Here is a 20,318-nt window from a genome sequence, read left to right on the forward strand (position 1 = left end):
CTTACTTCAGGTGATCAACCACCATCAGATGCTGCGCCAGGGTCTGCACCTCGTCCAGCCAGCGAGTGACCAGCTTTGGATCGTGCGGGGCAGGCGTCACGCCCGGCGCGATCTCGCGGTTCAGCACCGCTTCCACCGCCAGTGACACCGGAACCGACACCAGCCGCGCCATCGCCGTGCCGCGCTCATCGCCCCAGGCATCCATGACATAGGTCTTGTGCCAGACCGCGCGTCCGTCGCGTTCGGCCAGCAGATCGACGCACATCACAACGCGGTCGGCTTCGCCTTCGGCATAGGCGTTCTTGGCGAGCAGGTCTTCGGCCATTTCGGCCAAGCGGGCGTCATCCGCCGTACCGACCTCGGCAAAGATGTCTGACCACGCCTCGGCCCAGCCATTCAGGCGCAGGGTGCCCCGAACGAATTCCTTGACCTTCCAGCGCGGATCGAAGCGGTAATCTGCCATGAAGGGCAGGCTGTCGCGGTTGGGATACACCTCGAACGTCTCGGGTTGGGGCAGCGGTGCGTCGTAGCGGCTGATCGCATCCCAGGGGCGTTTGACCTCCAGTTCGGTGAAATGCCGGATGGATTTCGACGGCGACCGCAACGCCTTGAGCACACCCACGGGGGCCCAGCTGAACTTGTAGCGAAACGCGTTGGGCACCTTCGGGACGCCACCGCAATAGGATTTGAAAGAAATCACGTTATCAATGTGATACGCCGGACTCTTCATGTAATCCGCGACCAGGTGATGCGCCATCAGATGGTCGATGCCCGGATCCAGCCCCACCTCGTTGACCAGCGCGACACCGGCCATCTTTGCGGCGGTGTCGAGCGCGCGCATCTCGGGGGCGATGTAGGACGAGGACACGAAATGCGCCTTGGTCGCGATGGCCATCTGAGCCAACTGCACGTGCCAGTCGCCGGGAAGCATGGAGACCAGAACGTCGCCTTCCTTCAGCGCCGCTGCAAGGTCGGTCGGGTCAAACGCGCGGATATCGTCGATCAGGTCTCCGACCGCCGCCTGCGCCTTGTCTACGGTCCGGTTCCAGACGGTCACGGAATGCCCGTCCTGAATAAGCCGCCGCAACCCGGGAACCGAGGACAGGCCCGTGCCACACCAATGAACCGTCATGTCGTCACCTTCTGGATATGGTCGGCGAAATAGGTTTTCGCCCGCCCCCAGACACCGCTGTCGATGGCGTCGAGCGTCTTGAGATGGGGCAGGAGTTGCGCGGCGAAATCCTCGGAGGACTCGCGCGGCATCAGAGAGGGCAGGTTGTCGATCGCCATCACGTCGAGAGGCGGGTCGTCACAGGCCCGTATGACCGGCGCGTCCCAGCTTGTGACGCGGTCATACACCTTGATCGGGGAAAAATCGCTGTCCGGATCACAGGCGATGTCGCCGATCACCCGCAACGCGCGGGTCTTGCCGCACGTCTCGGCGGGCACAAAAACCGGTGTGCCGGGACGCGCAAGGATGCAGTTGAAAAACAGAGTGTGATCAAGCACTTCAGGAAAGGGGCCGCCATGCGCGGTTTCGGCCATGTCCCACTTGGTGACGCTCAGGCCCAGGTCTTCGCACAGATCGCTTGCCCCGGTGCCGACCCGGCCAAGGGCGCCGATCACCAACGCGTTGGGGGTGGCGCCTTTGAGGGCCGCCTGAACATCGTCGCGCATCGCCTTGGAGGACGGCCATGTGTCGACCGAAGGACAGGGGGCGCCCGCCTGCTGCGCGGCATAGGCCAAAAGCGAAACGGCCGCGCCCGCATAACCGGCCCAATAGCCAAATGCGGCAACGCGACGCCCCTCCGGGGTTTCAAGATATTCCAGATCGTAAAGCGTCCCGCCCCCCGCCTTGAACCGCGCCAGAAGGCGCTGACCGGCGGGTTGGCCCTTGTAGGCGTGTCCAAACATGATGTGCCGGTGGGACAGCGGTGTGCCATTATCCGGTAATTCCTTTAACCCGAAAATGATTGCATCCCTCGGCGCGTCCACCCAGCGGCCGGGCGGTGCGATGGCGGCTCCGGCGGCGGCGTAGTCTGCGGTGGGGATCACCCGGGAAGGGCTGTCCTCGACGGTCACGTCGATGCCCTGCGCCAGCAGCGCGGCCACCCCGTCGGGCATGATCCCGACCCGGTCTTCATTCTCGCGGCTTTCCGCGCGCACCCACAGATGGGTCATGCTGGTCCCCCCAATTCGTTCCGCCGCACCCTAGCGAGGGCAACGCACGGACAAAAGCCCTGTCCTGTGCTTCTTTGGGCCAAAAATACCTCCGCCGGAGGCAATCCCGAGGACGCAGCACAACGTGCTGCGACCGAGATATCCTGCGCGCGCGTCAGCGCGCTCAACTCGACGGCGACAATCAGATATGCGTCTGGGCAAAGAGCCGGTCCGGTGTGTCCAGATGCGGCAGTGCGTTGAACTGGGTGAGGGCCAATTGCCCTTCCAGCGGCAGCCACGAGCTGACCGATGTGTTCTGGATCGACAGGCAGATGTTGCAAAACGCGGCCATCTCGAGACCAAGCGTCAAACGCATCGCCATGCCGATCAGCCCGCCCGAGGTGACTACCAGCGTGCGCCCGTCCTGCGCGCTGATCTCGGCCAGCGTATCGCGGACTCGGGCTTCGAAATGATCGAAACTTTCGGGCGCGCCTTCGAGCTTGCCGTCCCGCCAATGACCGAAGAGGGCGGGCAGGTGGCGCACGAACCCTTCGCGCGTATCTGGCAGGGTGATGCCGTGCTGATCCGCCAGCAATTGCGATAGGGTGAAGTATTCCAACTCGTTGAGCCGTTCGTCCCGCGTCACCGGCCCCGGCGTTTCGGCGGCGATGCCCTCGGCGGTTTCGACGTGGCGGCGCAGCGTCCCGGTCCAGACCTGGGCAAACACGTCCCCCTTGTGCCGGAAGTGATCGCCGAGCCAGCCGGATTGCTGGTGCCCCAGCGGGCTGAGGCGGTCGTAATCGCGGTCGTCTTTGGCCCCGGTATTGGCCTGCCCGTGGCGGACGAGAACGATATGCGACATGGAGCCTCGATGCGTTGTGCGGAAAAGAAAACGCGCCCGAAAGATCGGGCGCGCGGGCTGTCAGACCGGATGGATCAGACTTCGTCCATGATCTGGGCTTTGGCGACGACCATCAGCTCGGCCATCTTGGCGCGAATCTCGTCATCGGTGGCCTTGCCGCCCAGATCACCCGAGACCTTGCGCACGACGTCTTCGTGGCCCGCCTCTTCGAAATCGGCCTTCACGACCTCCTTGGCATAGGCCGCTGCCTCGTCGCCGGATTTGCCCATAAGCTCTGCCGCCCAGAGGCCCAGCAGCTTGTTGCGGCGGGCTTCGGCCTTGAACTGCATCTCCGCGTCATGGGCGTATTTGTTTTCAAAGGCGTTTTCGCGTTCGTCGAATGTGGACATGAGGGCGTTCTCCCGGGCAAGTGTTTGCGTTGGGACTGGTATGGCCCGACGCGCCTTGCGGTTCAAGAGCGCGCGTTGCTTGCGGCATGACCCTGCATGCACTAAGAGGCAATCGAACGCAGCCGTCCCCCGCGATTTCGAACGGTGATGCGCACAGCTTTTTCGTGCCATCCGGCGCATTGACAGAAAGACCCTACATGGCCCGTCGCAAGAAGATTTACGAAGGCAAAGCCAAGATCCTGTATGAGGGCCCGGAACCGGGCACGATCGTGCAATATTTCAAGGACGATGCAACCGCCTTCAACGCGGAAAAGCGCGATGTGATCGACGGCAAGGGCGTGCTCAATAACCGCCTGAGCGAGTTCTTCATGGTGGGACTCAATTCCATCGGCGTGCCGACGCATTTCCTGAAACGGCTGAACATGCGCGAGCAACTGGTGCGCCAGTGCGAGATCATCCCGCTCGAGGTGATCGTGCGCAACTTTGCCGCTGGCACGATGGCAAAACGCCTGGGCATCGAGGAGGGCACGCCGCTGCCGCGCCCGATCGTGGAATATTGCTACAAGGACGACAAGCTGGGCGATCCGCTGGTCACCGAAGAGCACATCGCCGCCTTCGGATGGGCGAGCCAGCAGGATATGGACGACATCCTGAGCCTCGCGCTGCGGGTCAATGATTTTATGTCCGGCCTGATGTACGGCGTCGGCATCAAGCTGGTCGATTTCAAGATCGAGATCGGCCGCGTCTATGACGGCGATTTTCAGCGCCTGATCGTGGCCGACGAGATCAGCCCCGACAGCTGCCGCCTGTGGGATATCGAAACGGGACGCAAGCTCGACAAGGACGTGTTCCGGCGCGATCTGGGCAACCTGGCCGACGCCTATACCGAAGTGGCCCGGCGTCTGGGTGTGATGCCGCAGAACGCGACGCCGATGGAAAAGCCGAAGCTCATCAACTGACGCGGTGCGTGTTGCCGACGTCGGATTTGCATATTTGAAGAACAATGAAGCGGGCAGGGGTCCGCTTGGGACCAAGGCGGAGATCGTGATGAAAGCACGGGTGCATGTGATGCTGAAGGACGGGGTTCTGGACCCGCAGGGCGAGGCGGTGCGCCACGCGCTTGGCGGTTTGGGCTTTGACGGGGTGGAAAATGTGCGTCAGGGCAAGGTGATCGAACTGGACCTGGCCGATGGCACCACCGAGGACAGTGTGCGCGAGATGTGCGAGAAGCTGCTCGCCAACACGGTGATCGAAAGCTACCGGATCGAGATGAGCTGATGCGCGCGGCGGTTGTTGTTTTCCCCGGATCGAACTGCGACCGGGATCTGGCCGTGGCGTTCCGCGAGGCGGGATGTCAGGTCGAGATGGTCTGGCACAAGGATACGTCGCTGCCTGAGGGCATCGACATTGTCGGCATTCCCGGTGGGTTCTCCTTCGGCGACTACCTGCGCTGTGGCGCGATTGCCGCGAATTCCCCGATCTGCGCGGAGGTCAAGGCACATGCCGAGCGCGGCGGCTTTGTTCTGGGCATTTGCAACGGGTTCCAGGTCCTGACCGAAACCGGATTGCTGCCCGGTGCGCTGCTGCGCAATGCGGGGCTGAAATACATCTGCCGGACGGTACCGCTGATCGTGGGCACGTCGGACAGCGTCTATACAAGCGGTTACGAGGCCGGACAGGGGATCGACATTCCGATTGCGCATCATGACGGCAATTACACGGCCTCGAACGACATGGTCGCGCAGCTGGCGGATGAGGATCGCATCGCGTTCCGCTATGGCGACAACCCGAACGGATCGACCGGCGATATCGCTGGTATCCTCTCTGCCAATCGGCGGGTGCTGGGGATGATGCCCCACCCGGAGCGGGCGGCGGACGAGCGGCTTGGCGGCACCGATGGCAAGGCCATGTTCGCGAGCATCGCGGGCGCGCTTGCAGCGGCATAGCGCCCGTTGACGCGCACGTGACGCCACGGCGCTTGAGGGGGGCGTGGGTTTTGCCTATCTTGGCGCAATGGCCAAGGGCACCTCATTGATACGCGCATCGGGCAGGACGGGCTCTTTGTCCTGGCGGGTCCGTTTCGCGCTAATTCTGCTCACGGCGGTGGCGGTGGCGACCGTGTTTGTCACCAATCGCTATCTCACCGATCGGTTCACCGAAAGCACGCGCAACCGGGCCGAGCTGCGGCTGGCGCTCTATTCCGGCAACCTCGTGTCCGAGCTGCGCCGCAATGCGATCGTGCCGCAACTTCTGGCGCGTGACCCGGCGCTGATCGGCGCGCTCAATTCGGCGGATTTCTCGCAGAGCTCGCAACGGCTTATTTCCTTCGTGGACGAGATCGGCGCGGCGTCGCTGATGCTGCTGGACCGAGAAGGGCGCACGGTGGCTGCGACCAACCGCGAGCGCCTGGGCGAGCAGCACCGCAGCGCGGCCTATTTCGTCGAGGCGCTTCGGTCCAACGCGACCGTGTTCACGGCGCAGCGGATGGAGGTTGGCAGCTTCAACTTCAGCTATTCTCGGCGGATCGAAAGCCAGGGGCAGTCCATTGGCGTGATCGTGGTCGAGGTGGATCTGGCCAAGTTCGAACGCGCTTGGGCCGGGATTTCGGACGCGGTTCTGGTGACCAACAGCGAGGGCGAGATCATCCTCGCCACCGAACCGCGCTGGCGCGGGCAGACGGTGGCTACGGCGCTGGAACGGGAACCCGCCGACAGCGCCATCGAACGCGCGATCCGGGCCACGGCGGATTGGACCGCGCTGCCTCCGGACGCGTATTTCCAGGGCGAGGCGGTGATGCGTGTCGAGGGGCGGATCCCGTTCCGGGGCTGGAACATGGTGTCCTTCACCACCTACGCCAGCGTGCGCGAACGGGTGAACACCGTTCTCGCGCTCGAGATCATGGGCTTCGCGATTCTGCTGGCGCTGGCCTTCTATGCGCTCAGCCGCAAGACAGCGCTGCGCATGGCGCTGTTTCAGCGCGAGTCGGCAGAGCTTCGCGCATTGAACCAGAGGCTACAGCGGGAAATTGCCGAACGCGAAAGGGTGCAGGAAACGCTTGCCGTGGCCGAACAGACGCTGGCACAAAGCTCCAAGCTTGCCGCCTTGGGCGAGATGTCGGCGGCGGTCAGTCACGAGTTGAATCAGCCGCTGGCCGCGATGAAGACCTACCTTGCCGGGGCCAAGCTCCTGATGCGGCGCAACCGGTCGGAAGAGGCGTTGGCCGCATTCAGCCGGATCGACGATCTGATCGAGCGAATGGGCGGCATCACGCGTCAGCTCAAGAGCTATGCGCGCAAGGGGCAGCAGGCGTTTTCTCCTGTGAATATGGGGGATGCGCTGGCCTCAAGCCTGTCGATGATGGAGCCGCAGCTCAAATCGCGGAAGGTGAAGATCACCAAGATCCTGCCTGACGAGAAGGTTCTGGTCATGGGAGACCGGATGCGGATCGAGCAGGTGATGATCAACCTGTTGCGCAATGCACTGGACGCGACCAAGACCGTATCCGACCCACAGCTCGAGATTATCCTGGCCAGCGGTGAGACCGCGACGCTCACCATTCGCGACAACGGGCACGGGATCGAAGACCTCGATGCGCTGTTCGAGCCCTTCTACACCACCAAGCAGCCGGGTGACGGCGTGGGGCTGGGGCTTGCCATTTCCTCGGGGATCGTCAACGACCTAGGAGGACGGCTGCTGGCCCGCAACGCCGAAGAGGGTGGCGCGGTGTTCGAGATGCAGTTGCCGATATTGAACGACCAAACGCAGGCGGCGGAGTAAACCCATGGGAAAAGCCATGAAGATTGCCATTGTCGATGACGAAAAAGACATGCGCCAGTCGATCAGCCAGTGGCTGGCGCTGTCGGGATATGACACCGAAACCTTTGCCAGCGCCGAAGAGGCGCTTGGCTCGGTCGGTGCGGATTATCCGGGGATCGTGATTTCCGACATCAAGATGCCGGGCATGGACGGGATCCAATTGCTGCGCAAGCTGATGGGCTCGGATTCGGCGCTTCCGGTGATCATGATTACCGGCCACGGCGACGTGCCGATGGCGGTTGAGGCGATGCGGATCGGGGCGTTCGATTTCCTTGAAAAGCCGTTCAACCCGGACCGCATGTCCGACCTTGCCAAGAAGGCCACCAACGCGCGGCGCCTGACGCTCGACAACCGGGCGCTCCGGCGCGAGCTTGGGGACGGCAATCAGATGATGCGCAAGCTCATCGGCGCGAGTCCGGCAATGGAGCGGCTGCGCGAGGATATCCTCGATCTGGGGCAGGCCGACGGTCACGTGCTGATCGACGGCGAAACCGGCACCGGCAAGACGCTGGTGGCCCATGCGCTCCACGCTGTGGGCAGCCGGGCGGGCAAGAAGTTCGTCCTGATTTCCTGCGCGTCGATGGATGAGGAAACGCTCATCCGCCGTCTTTTCGGTCCGATGCTGCCAGATGACGTGCGCCTTCCCGCGGTGGAAGAAGCGCGGGGTGGGACGCTCGTGCTCGAGGATATCGAAGCGCTGTCCGACGCCGCGCAGGCGCGTCTGCTGACCATGATAAACGATCAGGGCACGCCGCCGGAAACCCGGATCGTGGCGATCAGCAACCTTCAGGACGAAGGGCGCACCTCTGAAGACGCGCTGCGGCCGGACCTCTATTATCGGCTGGCGGCGCTCAAGATCACCGCGCCGCCGCTGCGCAACCGGGGCGAAGACATCCTGACCTTGTTCACCACCCTGGCCGAACAATTCGCGGACGAATATGGCTGCGAGGCGCCCCAGGTCAGCGCGCAGGAAGCGGCCCAGCTATTACAGGCGCCGTGGCCGGGCAACGTGCGCCAGTTGATCAACCTCGCCGAACGCGCGGTGCTGCAATCGCGGCGCGGCACGGGGACCATCGCGTCGTTGCTCATGTCCGACCATGACGAGATGCAGCCGGTGATGACGACGGAAGGCAAGCCGCTCAAGGAATACGTGGAAGCGTTCGAGCGGATGCTGATCGACAACACCATGCGTCGGCATCGGGGATCCATCGCGTCGGTGATGGAAGAGCTGTGCCTGCCGCGCCGGACGTTGAACGAGAAGATGGCCAAGTACGGGTTGCAGCGCGCCGACTACCTTTGAGCGCGGCAAGCGCCATGGAAAAGACGTGGAGAGGGCTTATGAGAGCCCTTTCCCCTTAACTTGCGCGCATCAGCATCCCGTAAAGATCACGCGGATCGTCCGGGTCGGCCAAAAGGTCCAGCGGTAGGTTCAGCCCGGTTTCGCGCGTCAGGTCGTGCACCACGCGCAGCGCCGAGAAATCTTCGATCGCGAAGCCCACGCTGTCGAACAGCGTGATCTCGCGCGCATCGCGTCGGCCGGGGGCGGTGCCTGTGATGACCTGCCACAGCTCTGTCACCGGATGGTCCGGGTCAAGCTGCTGGATCTCGCCCTCGATCCGCGTCTGCGGCGGGTATTCGACAAAGATCGACGACCGGCGCAGGATCGCCTCGGCCAGTTCGGTCTTGCCGGGGCAGTCGCCGCCGATGGCATTGATGTGCACGCCACTGCCCACCATGTTGTCGGTCAGGATCGTCGCGTATTGCTTGTCGGCGGTGCAGGTCGTCAGGATCTGCGCGCCTTCGATCGCGGCTTCGGCGCTGTCGCAGGACACCACGGTCAGGCCGGTGCCCGCAAGGTTCGCCGCGCATTTGCGGGTCGCGTCAGGGTCCTTGTCATACAGCCGCACGGTGTCGATGCCGCAGATCGCCTGCATGGCGATGCTCTGAAATTCCGCCTGCGCGCCGTTGCCGATCATCGCCATTGTCGTTGCGCCCTTGGGGGCAAGGTGCTTGGCTGCAACGGCGGACATCGCGGCGGTGCGCAGCGCGGTGAGCAGGGTCATTTCGGACAGGAGCACCGGGTAGCCGGTGTCCATATCCGCCAAAAGCCCGAAAGCGGTGACGGTCTGCAAACCGTCCGCCGTGTTCTTCGGATGGCCGTTGACGTATTTGAACGCGTAAAGCGTGTCGTTGGCGGTGGGCATCAACTCGATCACACCCACGGGGCTGTGCGCAGCGACACGCGGGGTTTTGTCGAAGCTTTCCCATCGGCGGAAATCTTCCTCGATGGCGTCGGCGATGCGGGTGATCATCTGCGCAAGGCCGACGCGATGCACGATCTGCATCATGTGATCGACCGACACGAAGGGAACGAGGGCCTTGTCTGACGGTTGCATGGGCGGTCCTTACATCAAACGGGGGGTGGGGCGGTCGAAGATACGGCGACCCAGCGCCGAGGCGGCGAGATCGACCATCAGGTGCGCCGTACGCCCGCGTTCATCGAGCATCGGGTTCAGTTCCACCAGATCGAGCGAGGTCATCAACCCGCTGTCACAGAGCATCTCCATCACCAGATGCGCCTCGCGCACCGTGGCGCCACCGGGAACGGTGGTGCCGACAGCGGGCGCATGGGTCGGGTCGATGAAGTCCACGTCCAATGACACATGCAGCGCGCCACCGGCCTTGGCCACGTCTTCAAGGAACGGCATCAGAAGCGCCGCCACGCCGCTTTCGTCAATGGCGCGCATGTCGTAGCCGCGCACATCCGTCTTCTCCATCAGCGCGCGTTCCGGCAGATCGACCGAGCGCAGCCCGATGATGCAGGTGTTGCCGGTCGGCACGGCGGCGGGCAGGGGCGGGAAGCCGTCAAACCCGGTCTGGCCCGTGGCATAGGCCAGCGGCGTGCCGTGCAGATTGCCGGACGGGGTGGAGACCAGCGTGTTGAAATCGCTGTGCGCATCGAGCCAGAGCACGAATTGCGGGCGGCCCTCCTGCGCGGCATGCGCGGCGACGCCGGGTACGGTGCCGAGCGATAGCGCGTGATCGCCGCCAAGAAAGATCGGCAGGCCCTGCTGGATCGCCTCGTGCGCGGTGCGAATAAGTGCCGTGGTCCAGCCGATGGTTTCGGAGAGATTCACCAAGCCGTCTCGCTCGGCCACATCATTGGCATCGGGCGCGACATTGCCCAGATCGTGCACCCGGTGCCCAAGATCGGTGAGCGCGCGGGCGATTCCGGCGGTGCGATATGCGTCCGGCCCCATGAGGCATCCCTTGCGGGCCTTGCCGCAATCCAGCGGCGCGCCGACCAAAACGATATCCTGAGACTGCATCTGTACGGTGTCCTTTTTGTTCGCTGATCCCGATATAGTGGGCAAAACGGCACATCGGGAACTGTGCAAATTGGTCGAATTGGGGTACTGTTTATCAAATTGATAAGCCCAAGGATCATTATGGATGAGAATGACAGAAAACTGGTGTCGGTGCTGCGCCACAACGGGCGGGCTTCGGTGTCGGACCTCGCCGCGACGCTCGGCCTATCCCGCGCCACGGTGCGGGCGCGGTTGGACCGGTTGCAGAACTCAGGCGGGATCGTGGGCTTCACCGTGGTGCTCAAGGACGATGTGGCCCGCGATCCGGTGCGGGCGCTGATGATGATCGGAATCGAAGGGCGCGGGACGGATCGGGTGATCCGGCAATTGAGCAGCCTGCCTCAGGTGCGCGCGTTGCATTCGACCAACGGGCGCTGGGACGTGATCGCAGAGCTGGGGACTGAGACATTGGAGGCGCTGGACGAGGTCCTGTCACGTATCCGCAAGCTTGATGGCGTGACCCAGTCGGAAACGTCGCTGCTTCTCTCGACGCGGAAAAGCGGCGTTTAGTCCGCCCGCCGCGCCGCCGCGATCCACAGAACCATGAGGCCGAGGGAAATCACCATGTTCCAGCTCGCCATCGAGAGGCCGAACATCTCCCACGGCACCTCGTCGCACCGCACCAGTGGCGCGGACATGATCTGATCGAACAGCTCGTCCGTGGACAGTCCGCCGATGGGGCCGGAGGTGCAGGTGGTGGGGCCTTCCCACCAGCCGCGTTCGACGCCGGTGTGATACCCACCGATGGCAGCGGTGGTCAACGCCGCCAGCGCGCCCAGCCATGCCAGCACCGGTGTCCCAAAGCGTAACGCGATCAGGCCGAGGACAATGGCCACCACATGCGGATAGCGTTGCCAGATGCACATGGCGCAGGGGGGAAGTCCGCCGATATACTGGAAGGCGAACGCGCCCAGCATCAGCGCGGCAGACCCTGCGGTCGCCATCAAGATCAGCATGTTGCGTGTTACCGTCATCTCAGAGACCTATCCAGGTTTTGATCAGGCTCACCAACGTCGCGCCGGCGATCAGCAGCGTGGCGATCCATGTGGTCCCAAGACCTACGCCAAGAAGGACGAGGATACCATCGCGCTGCAAAAGGCCCATCGCCACCCCGACGACCGCAATGCCGGGAACGGTGTTCGTTCCGGGCAACGGCACCAGGATCGACGCGCTGAACAGGACAAGTGCGGCCCCCACCAACCGGTCCATCGGGGAACGGGTGAGAACGCTCAGCCGGGGACGACTGACCGCCTCGATCCGCCGCAACCATGGGCCCGCGCGCCGCGCGAGGCTGTGCAGATCGGCTGAGGACACCGTCCGTGCGGCCAGTCGCGCCGGAAGCCACGGCACGCGGCGGCCCAGCAGCATCTGCACCGACACGAACATGAGCGGCAACGAGACGATCTGCGGAATGCCGTAAAGGAACGGGATGCAACAGGGCAGGGCCAACACCAAAAGGAACAGTCCGAAAGCCCGCTCGTGCAGTTGATCCAGGACCCAGCCCAGCGTGGCGGTCTGGCCCTGCGCCTCGGCAGCAAGGTGATCGAGTCGATCCGAGATCGCCATGGATTCCGAGGGGGCCGCTGTCATGTCATGTCTCCTGGCACCGCTCGGGGACGGGCTGTGATCTTTCGGAAAGGGGCGTAGCAAATCGGTTTGCCTTGTACCAGCGCAAGTCGTCGGAACGGCTGGCGTGTGGCGACGGTTGGCGATCACATTCCAGCCGGTTCCGCGCAATTGGGTCTGGACGTTCGACGGCAAGTTCGGTACGTCCCATGTCCGTGCCCAAGTGGCGGAATGGTAGACGCAGGGGATTCAAAATCCCCCGCCTTCACGGGCGTGCGAGTTCGAGTCTCGCCTTGGGCACCAATGATTTCAAGGGCTTCTGCGCCCCACCAATTCGTATTCTGCTCACGTGGCTCGCTGACTCCCACGTGCGACTCCCACTTCAGTTCGCAAATCGGCGCATTTGCGCGGTTCGGGACATCGCTTTCCTGTTGGCTTCTACTCGATACTTCGCAACCGTCTCGAGGCTCTGACCCGTAACCGCTTGAATCTCTGCGTCCGAACACCCCGCTTCTGCGAGTTCGACGCATGCACGCTTTCGAAGGCCGTGAAGGCTGTAGCGCTTGGCATCATCATCGTTTTCCTTCGCTACAGAAGAGAGAGTCGCGCGCCATGCCCTAAATGATTTTTCGATATCGTTGTAGGAAAACGGGCTGCTTTCTGATTTCGCAAGCACATGTCGCGGTCCTGTTTCAAGTTGATCAATCAGTATCCGCAAGCGAGATGGGCAATATATTTCGAAATTTTTGTCACCCTTCTCGTCTTCGACTGTAACCCATTCGCCGTTGAACGCGCTCCTCAACATTCTTACGGCTGCCGAAGGTTTCTGGCCCGTGCCTCGGATCAATTCCGCTCCGATACGCACCTCGTCCGGTGCGCTGGTGAGTTCTTCGAGCAACCAGTCGGGCCAAGCTAAAGACGCCCTCTGCGCCCCGAATTTGTCAACACCTTGAGCTGGATTGTCGCCCAGCGGCCAATCCAATTTTTCTTTTGCATAGTTCCATAGAATGGAGACTGCTTGCAGCATCCAATCGGCGGCTCGGGGCGTGCTTGACATGTTATTGTGTTTCTTCCGGATCGCTGCCCGGGGTGTCGAAGACATTGGTTTATCTGCGTTCTTTTCCAGAATTTTCTCGAACTCACGATTATCGGACTTCTTTGTGCCCGCAGAGAGTTTCATCTGGATACGAGCATCGCTCCGCCACTCGCGGATACATTCAGCCCAAGTATGCTTGGGTGGTTTCCGTTGTGTCGGATGTCGACCTGCCTCAGCCGCCCAGTATTCATCATCAAGCTTTCGAGGATCACCCTCCCAATTGAGTTTGATGTTACGCTCTTTCCTCTTGCCGGATCCATCTGTCCAAGTGACCCGGTGATAGGGCGCCCATTCAGACCCGTTCCTGGGCCAGACCCACTTCAAACGTTCGCGGTGGATCCGCAGCTTTTTGGGTTTCTTGCTATTCGAAATTATCATCACCGTCTGGCTTTCGCTTGGTCCCACGGAGCCTGCACCACTAAAGTCAACGGGCTGTCGGTGGAGCAGCCGCTTTCTGTGAAGGTCCTTCAACCTTGACCGGTAATGGCCGGCGCTTCACGGATCTGGGTCGGGTCGGTCAGCGCTGCGACCATGAAGAGCGCGAAATCCGTGCGCCGCATCAGGTTGCGCGCCAGCGCCGGGTCGTGGGCATGGCGCGCCCGGACCGGCAAGCCCTCGCTCGGGCCTTCCTCGAGGTCCGAGCCGCGCACCAGGGTCCAGTCCCGTCCGTAGGCGAAAATGAGGTCCGCCGCGCGCTGCTGGTCGTCCAGATCGACCAAGCGGAGCGCCCTCAGGATCGGCGTGCCGAAGCGGACGATGGCGCGGATCTTCCAGCCGTAGCGGTCCTTGCCGTCGCGGCTGATATGCCAGCCGCAGGAAAAGACCAGCCGTGCGCCTGGCGACGCGAGGTCGAGCACCGCGCGCGCCGTGCCCGAGGCGAAATCCTGCACGCCCCAGGGCGCCAGGACCACCAGCAGGCCGTCGCAGCCTCGTGTCGCGGCCTCGATCACCGCGCGGTCGTCGGTGCGCCCGGGGATAACGGTGATCCGGTCGCTGAAGCGCGCCAGCTAGTCGACGCTTTCAAGGCGACAGACCCCGGTGACCTCGTAGCCTTGGGCCAGCGCGTGTTCGATCATGTATTGCCCGAGCTTGCCCGAGATGCCGATGACGCAGATGTGTTTCATGGAAGTTCTCCGTTCGAAGGGGTCAGACCGCGGCGGTGTGCGGGCGGGTTTGACGGGGACCCCACAGCAGCAGCCAGAGGGCGAAGCCGATCTCGGAAACTGTCACGATCAGCAGCATCGCGATCTTGACCGCCTCCACCAGCACGGCGTCAGGCAGAGCGAACATCTGCACGCTGTCGACCATATAGCCGGTGCCGCCGACGATCAGGCCAAGGCCCAACAGCCGAGGATAGAGGCCAGAGCGCATGACGAGCGTGCCCAGCAGCAGCAGGTGCAGGCAGAAGAAGACTTGCCAGATCCACACGCCGGCATCGTGCACATGCCGCATAAGCCCGGCCAACTCGATCCGTTGCGCTTGACTGAAACTGTCCAGCGGCACCGTCCCGTCGGCCAGCGCCAGCGACGCGGCGTGAAAGAACAACATCGCCGCCATCACCGCGACCATCATCAGTCGGGCATTGGAGGCTGCCAGCGACAGCGTCGCGTTCACCGGGCGGAACATGAAGTAAAGCATGACCGAGACGAGCACCTCGGCCGTCATCATCAACACGTCGCCGACAATCCCCGCGAAAAACAGCCCGCGCCGTTCAGCGATGTTGGCGAAGGTCGCGGCCGGGTCGCCGGGAACGTTGAGCAGACCTGGAACGTAGAGGATCGCGAAGCCGCCCGCGAAGGCGATGACGAGGTAAAGCGCGCCGGTCACGCGGGCATAGGCGCGGGAAGTGGAGTCTTGGAAAGCGTGCATCGGGGGCCTCCTTTCGGAATGTGCGTGCATGCGTATCACAGATACGCCTCTGCGCGAGCGCAGGGAATTGACCGACTTTGTCGATCTGATATGCAATTTTGTATGGATTGGCGCAGCGTCACTTTCGACTGGAACCGGGCCCGAGCGTTTCTCGTGACCGCCGAGGAAGGCTCGTTGTCCGCCGCCGCGCGTGCGCTGAAGCTGGCGCAACCGACGCTTGGCCGACAGGTCGAGGCGCTGGAGGCCGAGTTGGGCGTGGCCCTCTTCGAGCGCTCTGGCCGGGGCCTGCGCCTGACGCCTGCGGGCCACGACCTGCTCGAACATGCAAGGATCATGGGCGAGGGCGCCCGCGCGCTGTCGCTGGCCGCCTGGGGCCAGACCGAGGCGCTGGAGGGCGAAGTGGCGATCTCGGCCTCGGACGCCTATGCGAGCTACATGCTGCCAAGGGTCCTCGACCGGGTGCACCGGACCGAGCCCCGCATCCGCATTGAGGTGGTGGTGTCCAACGATCTGTCAGACCTTTCGCGCCGTGAGGCCGATATCGCGGTGCGCAACGTGCGGCCAACTGAAGCGGACCTGATCGGTCGCCGGGTGCAAGATGCGCAGGCGCGCCTTTATGCAGCGCCGGACTATCTGGACCGGCTGGGCCGCCCCGGGACGGCGGCGGCCTTCGGCGCGGCGGAGTTCATCGAGATCGACTCGGCGGGCAGCCTCATGGGGCTATTGAACGGTCAGGGCTTCGACCTTGGGCCGGACAACTTCCCCTACCGCTGCCGCAACTTCACCGTGATGTGGGAGATGGTGCGCGCCGGCATGGGCATCGGCATCCTCGACGACCGCATCGGCGATGCGGACCCGTCCGTCGAACGCGCAGTGCCTGATTTCGAGCCTATCGCCTTCCCGGTCTGGATCGTCGCCCACCGCGACATCGCCCGCGCCCGCCGCCTGCGGGTCGTGTTCGATGCGTTGGTCGAAGGGTTCGGTGGCTGAGGTCTATCGATCCGGCGACCCGTGCCGCCGGATCGCGAAACCCTCTTCCGGGATAGGCAGGGTGAAATGGGCCGAGATCTGCCGGAACTGCGCTTCGGTCACAGCAAATCGATGCTCTCCACGCGCGTTGCGCGTCTGCAACCGTGCGAGGCACTCGGTTTCCGGAACATCGAGCACGTGCAAGACATGTGCAGCACCCGTCCGCTCGAGGACGTCCCGCATCCAGCCACGAGATTCCACCGTGTTGGCCGGAAAATCAAGCACGACGGAAACGCCCTCGTTCAGCAGTGCGACCACGTGCCGAGCCATGATCCGCCGCAACTTCTCCGCGCAGCGGACGTAGTCGGCGACCGTGTGCATCTCGTCGCCGAAGAGCGTGCCCAGCCAGTCGTCCTCGGGGATGAGGACGGTTTTCTGTCCTTGGACGAGTTCGGCCGCAAGTGTGGACTTGCCCGCAGCGATCCGACCGCAGAGCATGTGCAGGGTTGGGTGTGAGGACGCCATTGATGTCTCCCGGTCAGCGAGTCTTTGCTATCACGGAACCGACGGCGGGGCCAATGCCGGCAAGGCCACGAGCAGCAGCGCCGCCGACACCACGCAGGCCAGAGTTCGGAAGGTATTCCAGAAGGTCCAGCGCGGCAGGTAGGTGCCGGTCCAATAGGCGCACGTGGCGTCTTCTGCCGCGCTCATGCGCGCCAGCGCTTCGTTCATCGGCACGTTGAAGAAGAGGGTCACGCCGAAGCATCCAAACAAGTAGACCAGCCCCGCAAGCGTCATCAATGTGCCCGGTCCGCCACGCACAGCGATCCCGCCATAGGCGGCGATTCCAAGGGATGCGACGGCGAGGCCCAGGAACAGCGTCATGAAGACCCAGCGGAACACCTCGCGATTGATGATTTGCATGGCCTCTACGCCACCGCTCCCGCCGGTCCGCGAAAGCGAGCGCATAATGAAGTCCGAGAAGGCGAGAAAGACGCCGGCGACCAGCGCGTAGGCGAGGACTGCGCCTTGAAGTAGCAGTAGAAGGGGGGACATCGTCATTATCCTTGAACGGGTTGAAGTGCAGGCGGCGAGACGTCGCCCGCCGCCAAGTGGTCACTGCGTCGCGTGGCTCCGCAAGGGACGAGCCCGGAACCGATGACCGAAGGCAAGAACGCAAATCACGGCGACAACGAGTTCGAAACCGAGCGCACCGAGGATGCTGGGAGACGGCACGCCGTCGAAGGCGATCCCGGCGAGGCGTCCCGCCGGGAAGGCGAGGAACACCGTCAGCGCCACGACGATTGCCGTCTGTCGCATGGCGGGCCGAACGATCCCGGCCAACATGAGGGCGCCGAAGGCGGCGAGTCCTGCGCCGGGGGCGCGCAACTCGCTCAGAAGGTTGACGTTGTCGTCCAACTCGATGCCATAGGTGGCATAGAAGACTCGGGGCATGGCCACGATGGCCGCGCCGATCCCGAAGGCCGTGATCCCGGAGGCGCCGAGGGCGAATTTCTCGAAACGATTGAGGGACATGAGGTGTCCTTTCTGCATCAGGAGGCCGGGGTCAGGCGGCGGAAGACCATGCCGCCGTGGCTGCGGCAGCGCGGGCGAACTCGGTGAAGTCGCGCGGGGCGCGACTCAGGGCGCGCTGGACGCCGTCTGCGAGATGCGCGTTGCGCCCGTCCAGTGTCTCGCGCGCGATGGCGGTGAAGACGTCGGCGACGAAATCACCGCCCGCCTGCGCGACATTGGCGTGGAACTCCTCGAAGCTGATCGGGATATGCCGGATCTCCCGACCCGTCGCCTGGCTCAGCGCGGCGGCCATCTCGGAGAAGGTCAAGAGCCTGGGCCCGGTCACCTCGTAGAACTGGCCCCGGTGGCGCACATCCGTGAGCGCCGCGACGGCCACGTCCGCGATGTCGTCGATGTCGATGATCGGCTCGCGCATGTCGCCGCCGGGCATCGGCAGCACCCCGGCGAGGATCGGGCCGCGCAGGTAGCCTTCGGAGAAGTTCTGCGCGAACCACGCGGCCCGCACGATGGTCCAGTCGACACTGGAGTTGCGCACGACCTCCTCGCCCAGCCTTGCGTGGTGTTCGCCGCGGCCCGATAACAGGACGAGGTGTTCGACGCCGACGTCCTTCGCCGTCTCGCAGAGCGACTCGAGCTTTTCGACCGCGCCGGGAAAGGCCAGGTCCGGGAAATAGGTGACATAGGCCGCGCGGGCGCCGGACAGCGCCGGGGCCCAGGTCTCGTGCGTCTCCCAGTCGAAGGGAATTGCGGAATTGCGCGATCCGCGGCGGACGGGCACGCCGCGCGCGTCGAGCTGGGCGGCGACGCGACGACCGGTCTTGCCGGTGGCGCCGATGACGAGAACGGGTTTGTCGGACATGGGTTTGCTCCTTGGCTTTGGGTTGATAGCCAAGGAATACGCGCAAACCTGCGTCCGGTATTGACCCGAGCGGCCAGTCCCTTGACCATCGCGGCCAAGGTCCCTCAGCGCATCTGAAGACCCTTACGGTAATTCGCCGGTGTGACGCCCATCCAGCGCTTGAAGGCTCGGGTGAATGCACTCTGCTCCGAGAAGCCGGTCAAGAAGGCGATCTCGGCCAGGGAATGGGCATCGTCGCGCAACAAGCCCTCGGCGAGGTCGCGGCGCGTCTCTTCGGTCAGGGACTGGAAGGACACGCCGTGTTCGGCGAGGCGCCGGTGAAACGACCGGACGCTGAGACCGAGCTGCGTGGCGATACGCGCCATCTTCGGCGCGCCCTCGCTGAGGGTCTGCGCGATGGCGGCCCTCGCCTCCGCGACCAGTGAGATGTCTTCTCGGAGGCCGCCCAACTCGGCATCGAGATGCGACAGCAGATAGCGGGAAATGCCCTCGTCCCCGAGAATGTTCGGCTGTGACAGGGCCTCGGGTGGGAACAGGATCGCGTCAACATCCGACCCCCAGCGCACCGGACACCCGAACCAGTCTTCATGCGATGTGATCGCGTCAGGCGCGGCGTGCTGAACCTTCACTTCCAGTGGAGCCACGGGCGCAGGGCTCACTTGCCTTGCGAGCGCAACCGTGGCGACCAGAGTCGTCTCATTCGACAGCCGCATCCCAAGCCGCCGTTCGCCGGGCCGATGAATGACGTAGAGCATGCCCCGCGGATCGGGTCTGAGTTCGTAACGCACGACGCTGGTCCAAAGCCGGGCATAGCGTTCGACCCGTAACAGTGATCCGCGCAGATCGGGCGCGGCCTTCCACGCCAGACCCAACGCGCCGTATTCGTCGCAGCGCATCGACGCGCCCACGCGCACCGGAAGGTTGGTTGCATCTACCTCGCCGGCCAACCGCTCCAGCATCGTGTAGTAGGCCTCCGCGTGGATCATCGCCTTGGGGTCCCAGGGGGCCTCCGCATCGATCCCGACCGAGGCAAGCAGCGCAACAGCATCTGGGCCGTCGCCGGCGGCGGCGACCATCTTCCGTGCGAAAAGGGATGTCACATAGCTCATCCGCACCAGCTTAGGCCTGGCTCTGTTTTCGGCCAAGTCACGAAAAATTCCGCGTTGGAAGGGAGATACTTCGTCTCAGGTGCCGCTCTTATGCGACCACGTATGTTCAGGCGGAATTATGCGGCTGGCATCGCGGCGGCAGCGCCCGGCGGGTGAAGCAGAGCCGAGGGGAAGGTCGCAACGCCCGCACCGCGACCGCCCACCGCTATTTCTCCGACTCGTCCGTGTTGGCCGTCGAAGCCAGCCTGGACGTCACGACACCGTTACGAAGACCTCGTGATGGGTTGCCAGGACGCCCGCGAGAGGGTGAAGGCAGTTGCCTTGTCCTTTTTCGGTCAGGCGATCGAACACGAAGCCGAGTTCTGAAGCTATCTTTCGTTGTGGCTGGACAACTGGCGGCAGGACGGACGCGCGGTGGGCGTCGGGTCGAGATGTTTCGCACGGCTCTTGCGGATGAGCGCCGGTTGTTCGGCGACAAAGCGTGCGAACAGCTTGTCCGCGAACTGTCCGTCGCGACGGGAACTGACGCGATGATTGCCTTGCTGGACGTTGCCGGGGCGGATCGCGAAATCGCGCGCGCGACGATCGCGCACATGGTCGACGCCTTGGTCAGTGGGAGTCTCGGCAAGACAAAGTCGGTGGACCGATAATCTTGACGTCTACTTCGTCAGGAAGCATTGAGACGGGAAACGACTCCCACATCGACCATTTTGCGGGCC

At 63.6% G+C, this 20,318-nt stretch carries 25 protein-coding genes and 1 tRNA gene; 9 read left to right on the forward strand and 17 right to left on the reverse strand.

The window, feature by feature from the left end:
* Position 1: 1 nt before the first annotated feature.
* The 4 genes from Q1B16_RS06630 to Q1B16_RS06645 form a co-directional block, all read right to left on the reverse strand.
* Complete coding sequence (locus Q1B16_RS06630) at positions 2-1,132, reverse strand: saccharopine dehydrogenase family protein (RefSeq protein ID WP_299785735.1); 1,131 nt, start codon at positions 1,130-1,132, stop codon at positions 2-4.
* Positions 1,129-2,181, reverse strand: a complete 1,053-nt coding sequence (locus Q1B16_RS06635; RefSeq protein WP_299785737.1) for a saccharopine dehydrogenase — start codon at positions 2,179-2,181, stop codon at positions 1,129-1,131. The genes Q1B16_RS06630 and Q1B16_RS06635 overlap by 4 nt, the downstream gene beginning before the upstream one ends.
* A gap of 181 nt (positions 2,182-2,362) precedes the next feature.
* Positions 2,363-3,022, reverse strand: a complete 660-nt coding sequence (locus tag Q1B16_RS06640; RefSeq protein WP_299785739.1) for a histidine phosphatase family protein — start codon at positions 3,020-3,022, stop codon at positions 2,363-2,365.
* 74 nt (positions 3,023-3,096) lie between these two features.
* Positions 3,097-3,411 carry a DUF1476 domain-containing protein gene (locus Q1B16_RS06645; protein WP_299785742.1) on the reverse strand — a complete coding sequence of 105 codons (315 nt, stop codon included), beginning with the start codon at positions 3,409-3,411 and terminating at the stop codon, positions 3,097-3,099.
* 197 nt (positions 3,412-3,608) lie between these two features.
* On the opposite strand from Q1B16_RS06645, the gene purC reads away from it, so the two are divergent.
* From purC to Q1B16_RS06670, 5 genes are all read left to right on the forward strand, one after another.
* Positions 3,609-4,370: a phosphoribosylaminoimidazolesuccinocarboxamide synthase gene (purC, locus tag Q1B16_RS06650; protein ID WP_085631071.1), complete on the forward strand. Its 762-nt coding sequence runs from the start codon at positions 3,609-3,611 to the stop codon at positions 4,368-4,370.
* An 88-nt stretch (positions 4,371-4,458) separates the two neighbouring features.
* A complete protein-coding gene (gene purS / locus Q1B16_RS06655) occupies positions 4,459-4,689 on the forward strand; it encodes a phosphoribosylformylglycinamidine synthase subunit PurS (RefSeq protein WP_299785746.1) in 231 nt (76 codons plus the stop codon).
* Positions 4,689-5,357, forward strand: coding sequence for a phosphoribosylformylglycinamidine synthase subunit PurQ (gene purQ / locus Q1B16_RS06660; RefSeq protein WP_299785748.1), 669 nt, complete (start codon positions 4,689-4,691; stop codon positions 5,355-5,357). Before purS ends, purQ begins: the two co-directional genes overlap by 1 nt.
* Before the next feature lie 67 nt (positions 5,358-5,424).
* Positions 5,425-7,188, forward strand: a complete 1,764-nt coding sequence (locus Q1B16_RS06665) for an ATP-binding protein (protein ID WP_299786030.1) — start codon at positions 5,425-5,427, stop codon at positions 7,186-7,188.
* 4 nt (positions 7,189-7,192) lie between these two features.
* The gene (locus Q1B16_RS06670; protein ID WP_299785750.1) at positions 7,193-8,527 is read left to right on the forward strand and encodes a sigma-54 dependent transcriptional regulator; all 1,335 of its coding nucleotides are present in this window, start codon (positions 7,193-7,195) and stop codon (positions 8,525-8,527) included.
* Between the two features lie 55 nt (positions 8,528-8,582).
* Here the strand turns inward: Q1B16_RS06670 and Q1B16_RS06675 are convergent, their stop codons facing one another.
* Positions 8,583-9,623, reverse strand: coding sequence for an ornithine cyclodeaminase (locus tag Q1B16_RS06675; RefSeq protein ID WP_299785752.1), 1,041 nt, complete (start codon positions 9,621-9,623; stop codon positions 8,583-8,585).
* A 9-nt stretch (positions 9,624-9,632) separates the two neighbouring features.
* Positions 9,633-10,556, reverse strand: coding sequence for an arginase (rocF, locus tag Q1B16_RS06680; RefSeq protein ID WP_299785754.1), 924 nt, complete (start codon positions 10,554-10,556; stop codon positions 9,633-9,635).
* A 120-nt stretch (positions 10,557-10,676) separates the two neighbouring features.
* Here rocF and Q1B16_RS06685 point away from each other — a divergent pair, with 120 nt between their 5' ends.
* Entirely contained in the window at positions 10,677-11,105 is a 429-nt protein-coding gene (locus tag Q1B16_RS06685; RefSeq protein ID WP_299785757.1) for an Lrp/AsnC family transcriptional regulator, read from the forward strand.
* On the opposite strand, the gene Q1B16_RS06690 is transcribed toward Q1B16_RS06685, so the two are convergent.
* Both Q1B16_RS06690 and Q1B16_RS06695 read right to left on the reverse strand, forming a co-directional pair.
* Entirely contained in the window at positions 11,102-11,569 is a 468-nt protein-coding gene (locus tag Q1B16_RS06690) for a disulfide bond formation protein B (RefSeq protein WP_299785759.1), read from the reverse strand. The genes Q1B16_RS06685 and Q1B16_RS06690 overlap by 4 nt on opposite strands.
* Position 11,570: 1 nt before the next feature.
* On the reverse strand, positions 11,571-12,185 hold the full coding sequence (locus Q1B16_RS06695; RefSeq protein ID WP_299785761.1) for an exopolysaccharide biosynthesis protein: 615 nt from the start codon (positions 12,183-12,185) through the stop codon (positions 11,571-11,573).
* Positions 12,186-12,378: 193 nt separating this feature from the next.
* On the opposite strand from Q1B16_RS06695, the gene Q1B16_RS06700 reads away from it, so the two are divergent.
* A tRNA-Leu gene (locus Q1B16_RS06700) sits at positions 12,379-12,464 on the forward strand.
* Positions 12,465-12,543: 79 nt separating this feature from the next.
* On the opposite strand, the gene Q1B16_RS06705 is transcribed toward Q1B16_RS06700, so the two are convergent.
* From Q1B16_RS06705 to Q1B16_RS06720, 4 genes are all read right to left on the reverse strand, one after another.
* Positions 12,544-13,662, reverse strand: a complete 1,119-nt coding sequence (locus tag Q1B16_RS06705; protein WP_299785763.1) for a hypothetical protein — start codon at positions 13,660-13,662, stop codon at positions 12,544-12,546.
* 62 nt (positions 13,663-13,724) lie between these two features.
* Positions 13,725-14,264, reverse strand: a complete 540-nt coding sequence (locus Q1B16_RS06710) for an NAD(P)H-binding protein (protein ID WP_366140141.1) — start codon at positions 14,262-14,264, stop codon at positions 13,725-13,727.
* On the reverse strand, positions 14,265-14,381 hold the full coding sequence (locus Q1B16_RS06715) for an NAD-dependent epimerase/dehydratase family protein (protein ID WP_299785765.1): 117 nt from the start codon (positions 14,379-14,381) through the stop codon (positions 14,265-14,267).
* A gap of 22 nt (positions 14,382-14,403) precedes the next feature.
* Positions 14,404-15,126: a DUF4386 domain-containing protein gene (locus tag Q1B16_RS06720; protein WP_299785767.1), complete on the reverse strand. Its 723-nt coding sequence runs from the start codon at positions 15,124-15,126 to the stop codon at positions 14,404-14,406.
* Positions 15,127-15,228: 102 nt separating this feature from the next.
* Here Q1B16_RS06720 and Q1B16_RS06725 point away from each other — a divergent pair, with 102 nt between their 5' ends.
* A complete protein-coding gene (locus tag Q1B16_RS06725) occupies positions 15,229-16,116 on the forward strand; it encodes a LysR family transcriptional regulator (RefSeq protein WP_299785769.1) in 888 nt (295 codons plus the stop codon).
* Between the two features lie 3 nt (positions 16,117-16,119).
* Here the strand turns inward: Q1B16_RS06725 and Q1B16_RS06730 are convergent, their stop codons facing one another.
* From Q1B16_RS06730 to Q1B16_RS06750, 5 genes are all read right to left on the reverse strand, one after another.
* On the reverse strand, positions 16,120-16,620 hold the full coding sequence (locus tag Q1B16_RS06730; protein WP_299785771.1) for an ATP-binding protein: 501 nt from the start codon (positions 16,618-16,620) through the stop codon (positions 16,120-16,122).
* Positions 16,621-16,650: 30 nt separating this feature from the next.
* Complete coding sequence (locus tag Q1B16_RS06735; protein WP_299785773.1) at positions 16,651-17,151, reverse strand: anthrone oxygenase family protein; 501 nt, start codon at positions 17,149-17,151, stop codon at positions 16,651-16,653.
* Positions 17,152-17,211: 60 nt separating this feature from the next.
* A complete protein-coding gene (locus tag Q1B16_RS06740) occupies positions 17,212-17,631 on the reverse strand; it encodes a DUF4345 domain-containing protein (RefSeq protein ID WP_299785775.1) in 420 nt (139 codons plus the stop codon).
* 31 nt (positions 17,632-17,662) lie between these two features.
* On the reverse strand, positions 17,663-18,490 hold the full coding sequence (locus tag Q1B16_RS06745; protein WP_299785777.1) for an NAD(P)H-binding protein: 828 nt from the start codon (positions 18,488-18,490) through the stop codon (positions 17,663-17,665).
* 104 nt (positions 18,491-18,594) lie between these two features.
* Positions 18,595-19,599 carry an AraC family transcriptional regulator gene (locus Q1B16_RS06750; RefSeq protein ID WP_299785779.1) on the reverse strand — a complete coding sequence of 335 codons (1,005 nt, stop codon included), beginning with the start codon at positions 19,597-19,599 and terminating at the stop codon, positions 18,595-18,597.
* 380 nt (positions 19,600-19,979) lie between these two features.
* Here Q1B16_RS06750 and Q1B16_RS06755 point away from each other — a divergent pair, with 380 nt between their 5' ends.
* A complete protein-coding gene (locus Q1B16_RS06755) occupies positions 19,980-20,249 on the forward strand; it encodes a hypothetical protein (protein ID WP_299785781.1) in 270 nt (89 codons plus the stop codon).
* Positions 20,250-20,318: the final 69 nt, after the last annotated feature.

It is taken from the genome of uncultured Marivita sp. (assembly GCF_947488135.1).
Classification (GTDB): domain Bacteria; phylum Pseudomonadota; class Alphaproteobacteria; order Rhodobacterales; family Rhodobacteraceae; genus Marivita.

Excerpts from the sequence above, each read along its gene's own strand:
- Q1B16_RS06630 (WP_299785735.1), bottom strand. The coding sequence starts at position 1,132 with ATGACGGTTCATTGGTGTGGCACGGGCCTGTCCTCGGTTCCCGGGTTG.
- Q1B16_RS06635 (WP_299785737.1), bottom strand. The coding sequence starts at position 2,181 with ATGACCCATCTGTGGGTGCGCGCGGAAAGCCGCGAGAATGAAGACCGG.
- Q1B16_RS06640 (WP_299785739.1), bottom strand. The coding sequence starts at position 3,022 with ATGTCGCATATCGTTCTCGTCCGCCACGGGCAGGCCAATACCGGGGCC.
- Q1B16_RS06645 (WP_299785742.1), bottom strand. The coding sequence starts at position 3,411 with ATGTCCACATTCGACGAACGCGAAAACGCCTTTGAAAACAAATACGCC.
- purC (WP_085631071.1), top strand. The coding sequence starts at position 3,609 with ATGGCCCGTCGCAAGAAGATTTACGAAGGCAAAGCCAAGATCCTGTAT.
- purS (WP_299785746.1), top strand. The coding sequence starts at position 4,459 with ATGAAAGCACGGGTGCATGTGATGCTGAAGGACGGGGTTCTGGACCCG.
- purQ (WP_299785748.1), top strand. The coding sequence starts at position 4,689 with ATGCGCGCGGCGGTTGTTGTTTTCCCCGGATCGAACTGCGACCGGGAT.
- Q1B16_RS06665 (WP_299786030.1), top strand. The coding sequence starts at position 5,425 with ATGGCCAAGGGCACCTCATTGATACGCGCATCGGGCAGGACGGGCTCT.
- Q1B16_RS06670 (WP_299785750.1), top strand. The coding sequence starts at position 7,193 with ATGGGAAAAGCCATGAAGATTGCCATTGTCGATGACGAAAAAGACATG.
- Q1B16_RS06675 (WP_299785752.1), bottom strand. The coding sequence starts at position 9,623 with ATGCAACCGTCAGACAAGGCCCTCGTTCCCTTCGTGTCGGTCGATCAC.
- rocF (WP_299785754.1), bottom strand. The coding sequence starts at position 10,556 with ATGCAGTCTCAGGATATCGTTTTGGTCGGCGCGCCGCTGGATTGCGGC.
- Q1B16_RS06685 (WP_299785757.1), top strand. The coding sequence starts at position 10,677 with ATGGATGAGAATGACAGAAAACTGGTGTCGGTGCTGCGCCACAACGGG.
- Q1B16_RS06690 (WP_299785759.1), bottom strand. The coding sequence starts at position 11,569 with ATGACGGTAACACGCAACATGCTGATCTTGATGGCGACCGCAGGGTCT.
- Q1B16_RS06695 (WP_299785761.1), bottom strand. The coding sequence starts at position 12,185 with ATGACAGCGGCCCCCTCGGAATCCATGGCGATCTCGGATCGACTCGAT.
- Q1B16_RS06715 (WP_299785765.1), bottom strand. The coding sequence starts at position 14,381 with ATGAAACACATCTGCGTCATCGGCATCTCGGGCAAGCTCGGGCAATAC.
- Q1B16_RS06720 (WP_299785767.1), bottom strand. The coding sequence starts at position 15,126 with ATGCACGCTTTCCAAGACTCCACTTCCCGCGCCTATGCCCGCGTGACC.
- Q1B16_RS06725 (WP_299785769.1), top strand. The coding sequence starts at position 15,229 with ATGGATTGGCGCAGCGTCACTTTCGACTGGAACCGGGCCCGAGCGTTT.
- Q1B16_RS06730 (WP_299785771.1), bottom strand. The coding sequence starts at position 16,620 with ATGGCGTCCTCACACCCAACCCTGCACATGCTCTGCGGTCGGATCGCT.
- Q1B16_RS06735 (WP_299785773.1), bottom strand. The coding sequence starts at position 17,151 with ATGTCCCCCCTTCTACTGCTACTTCAAGGCGCAGTCCTCGCCTACGCG.
- Q1B16_RS06740 (WP_299785775.1), bottom strand. The coding sequence starts at position 17,631 with ATGTCCCTCAATCGTTTCGAGAAATTCGCCCTCGGCGCCTCCGGGATC.
- Q1B16_RS06745 (WP_299785777.1), bottom strand. The coding sequence starts at position 18,490 with ATGTCCGACAAACCCGTTCTCGTCATCGGCGCCACCGGCAAGACCGGT.
- Q1B16_RS06750 (WP_299785779.1), bottom strand. The coding sequence starts at position 19,599 with ATGAGCTATGTGACATCCCTTTTCGCACGGAAGATGGTCGCCGCCGCC.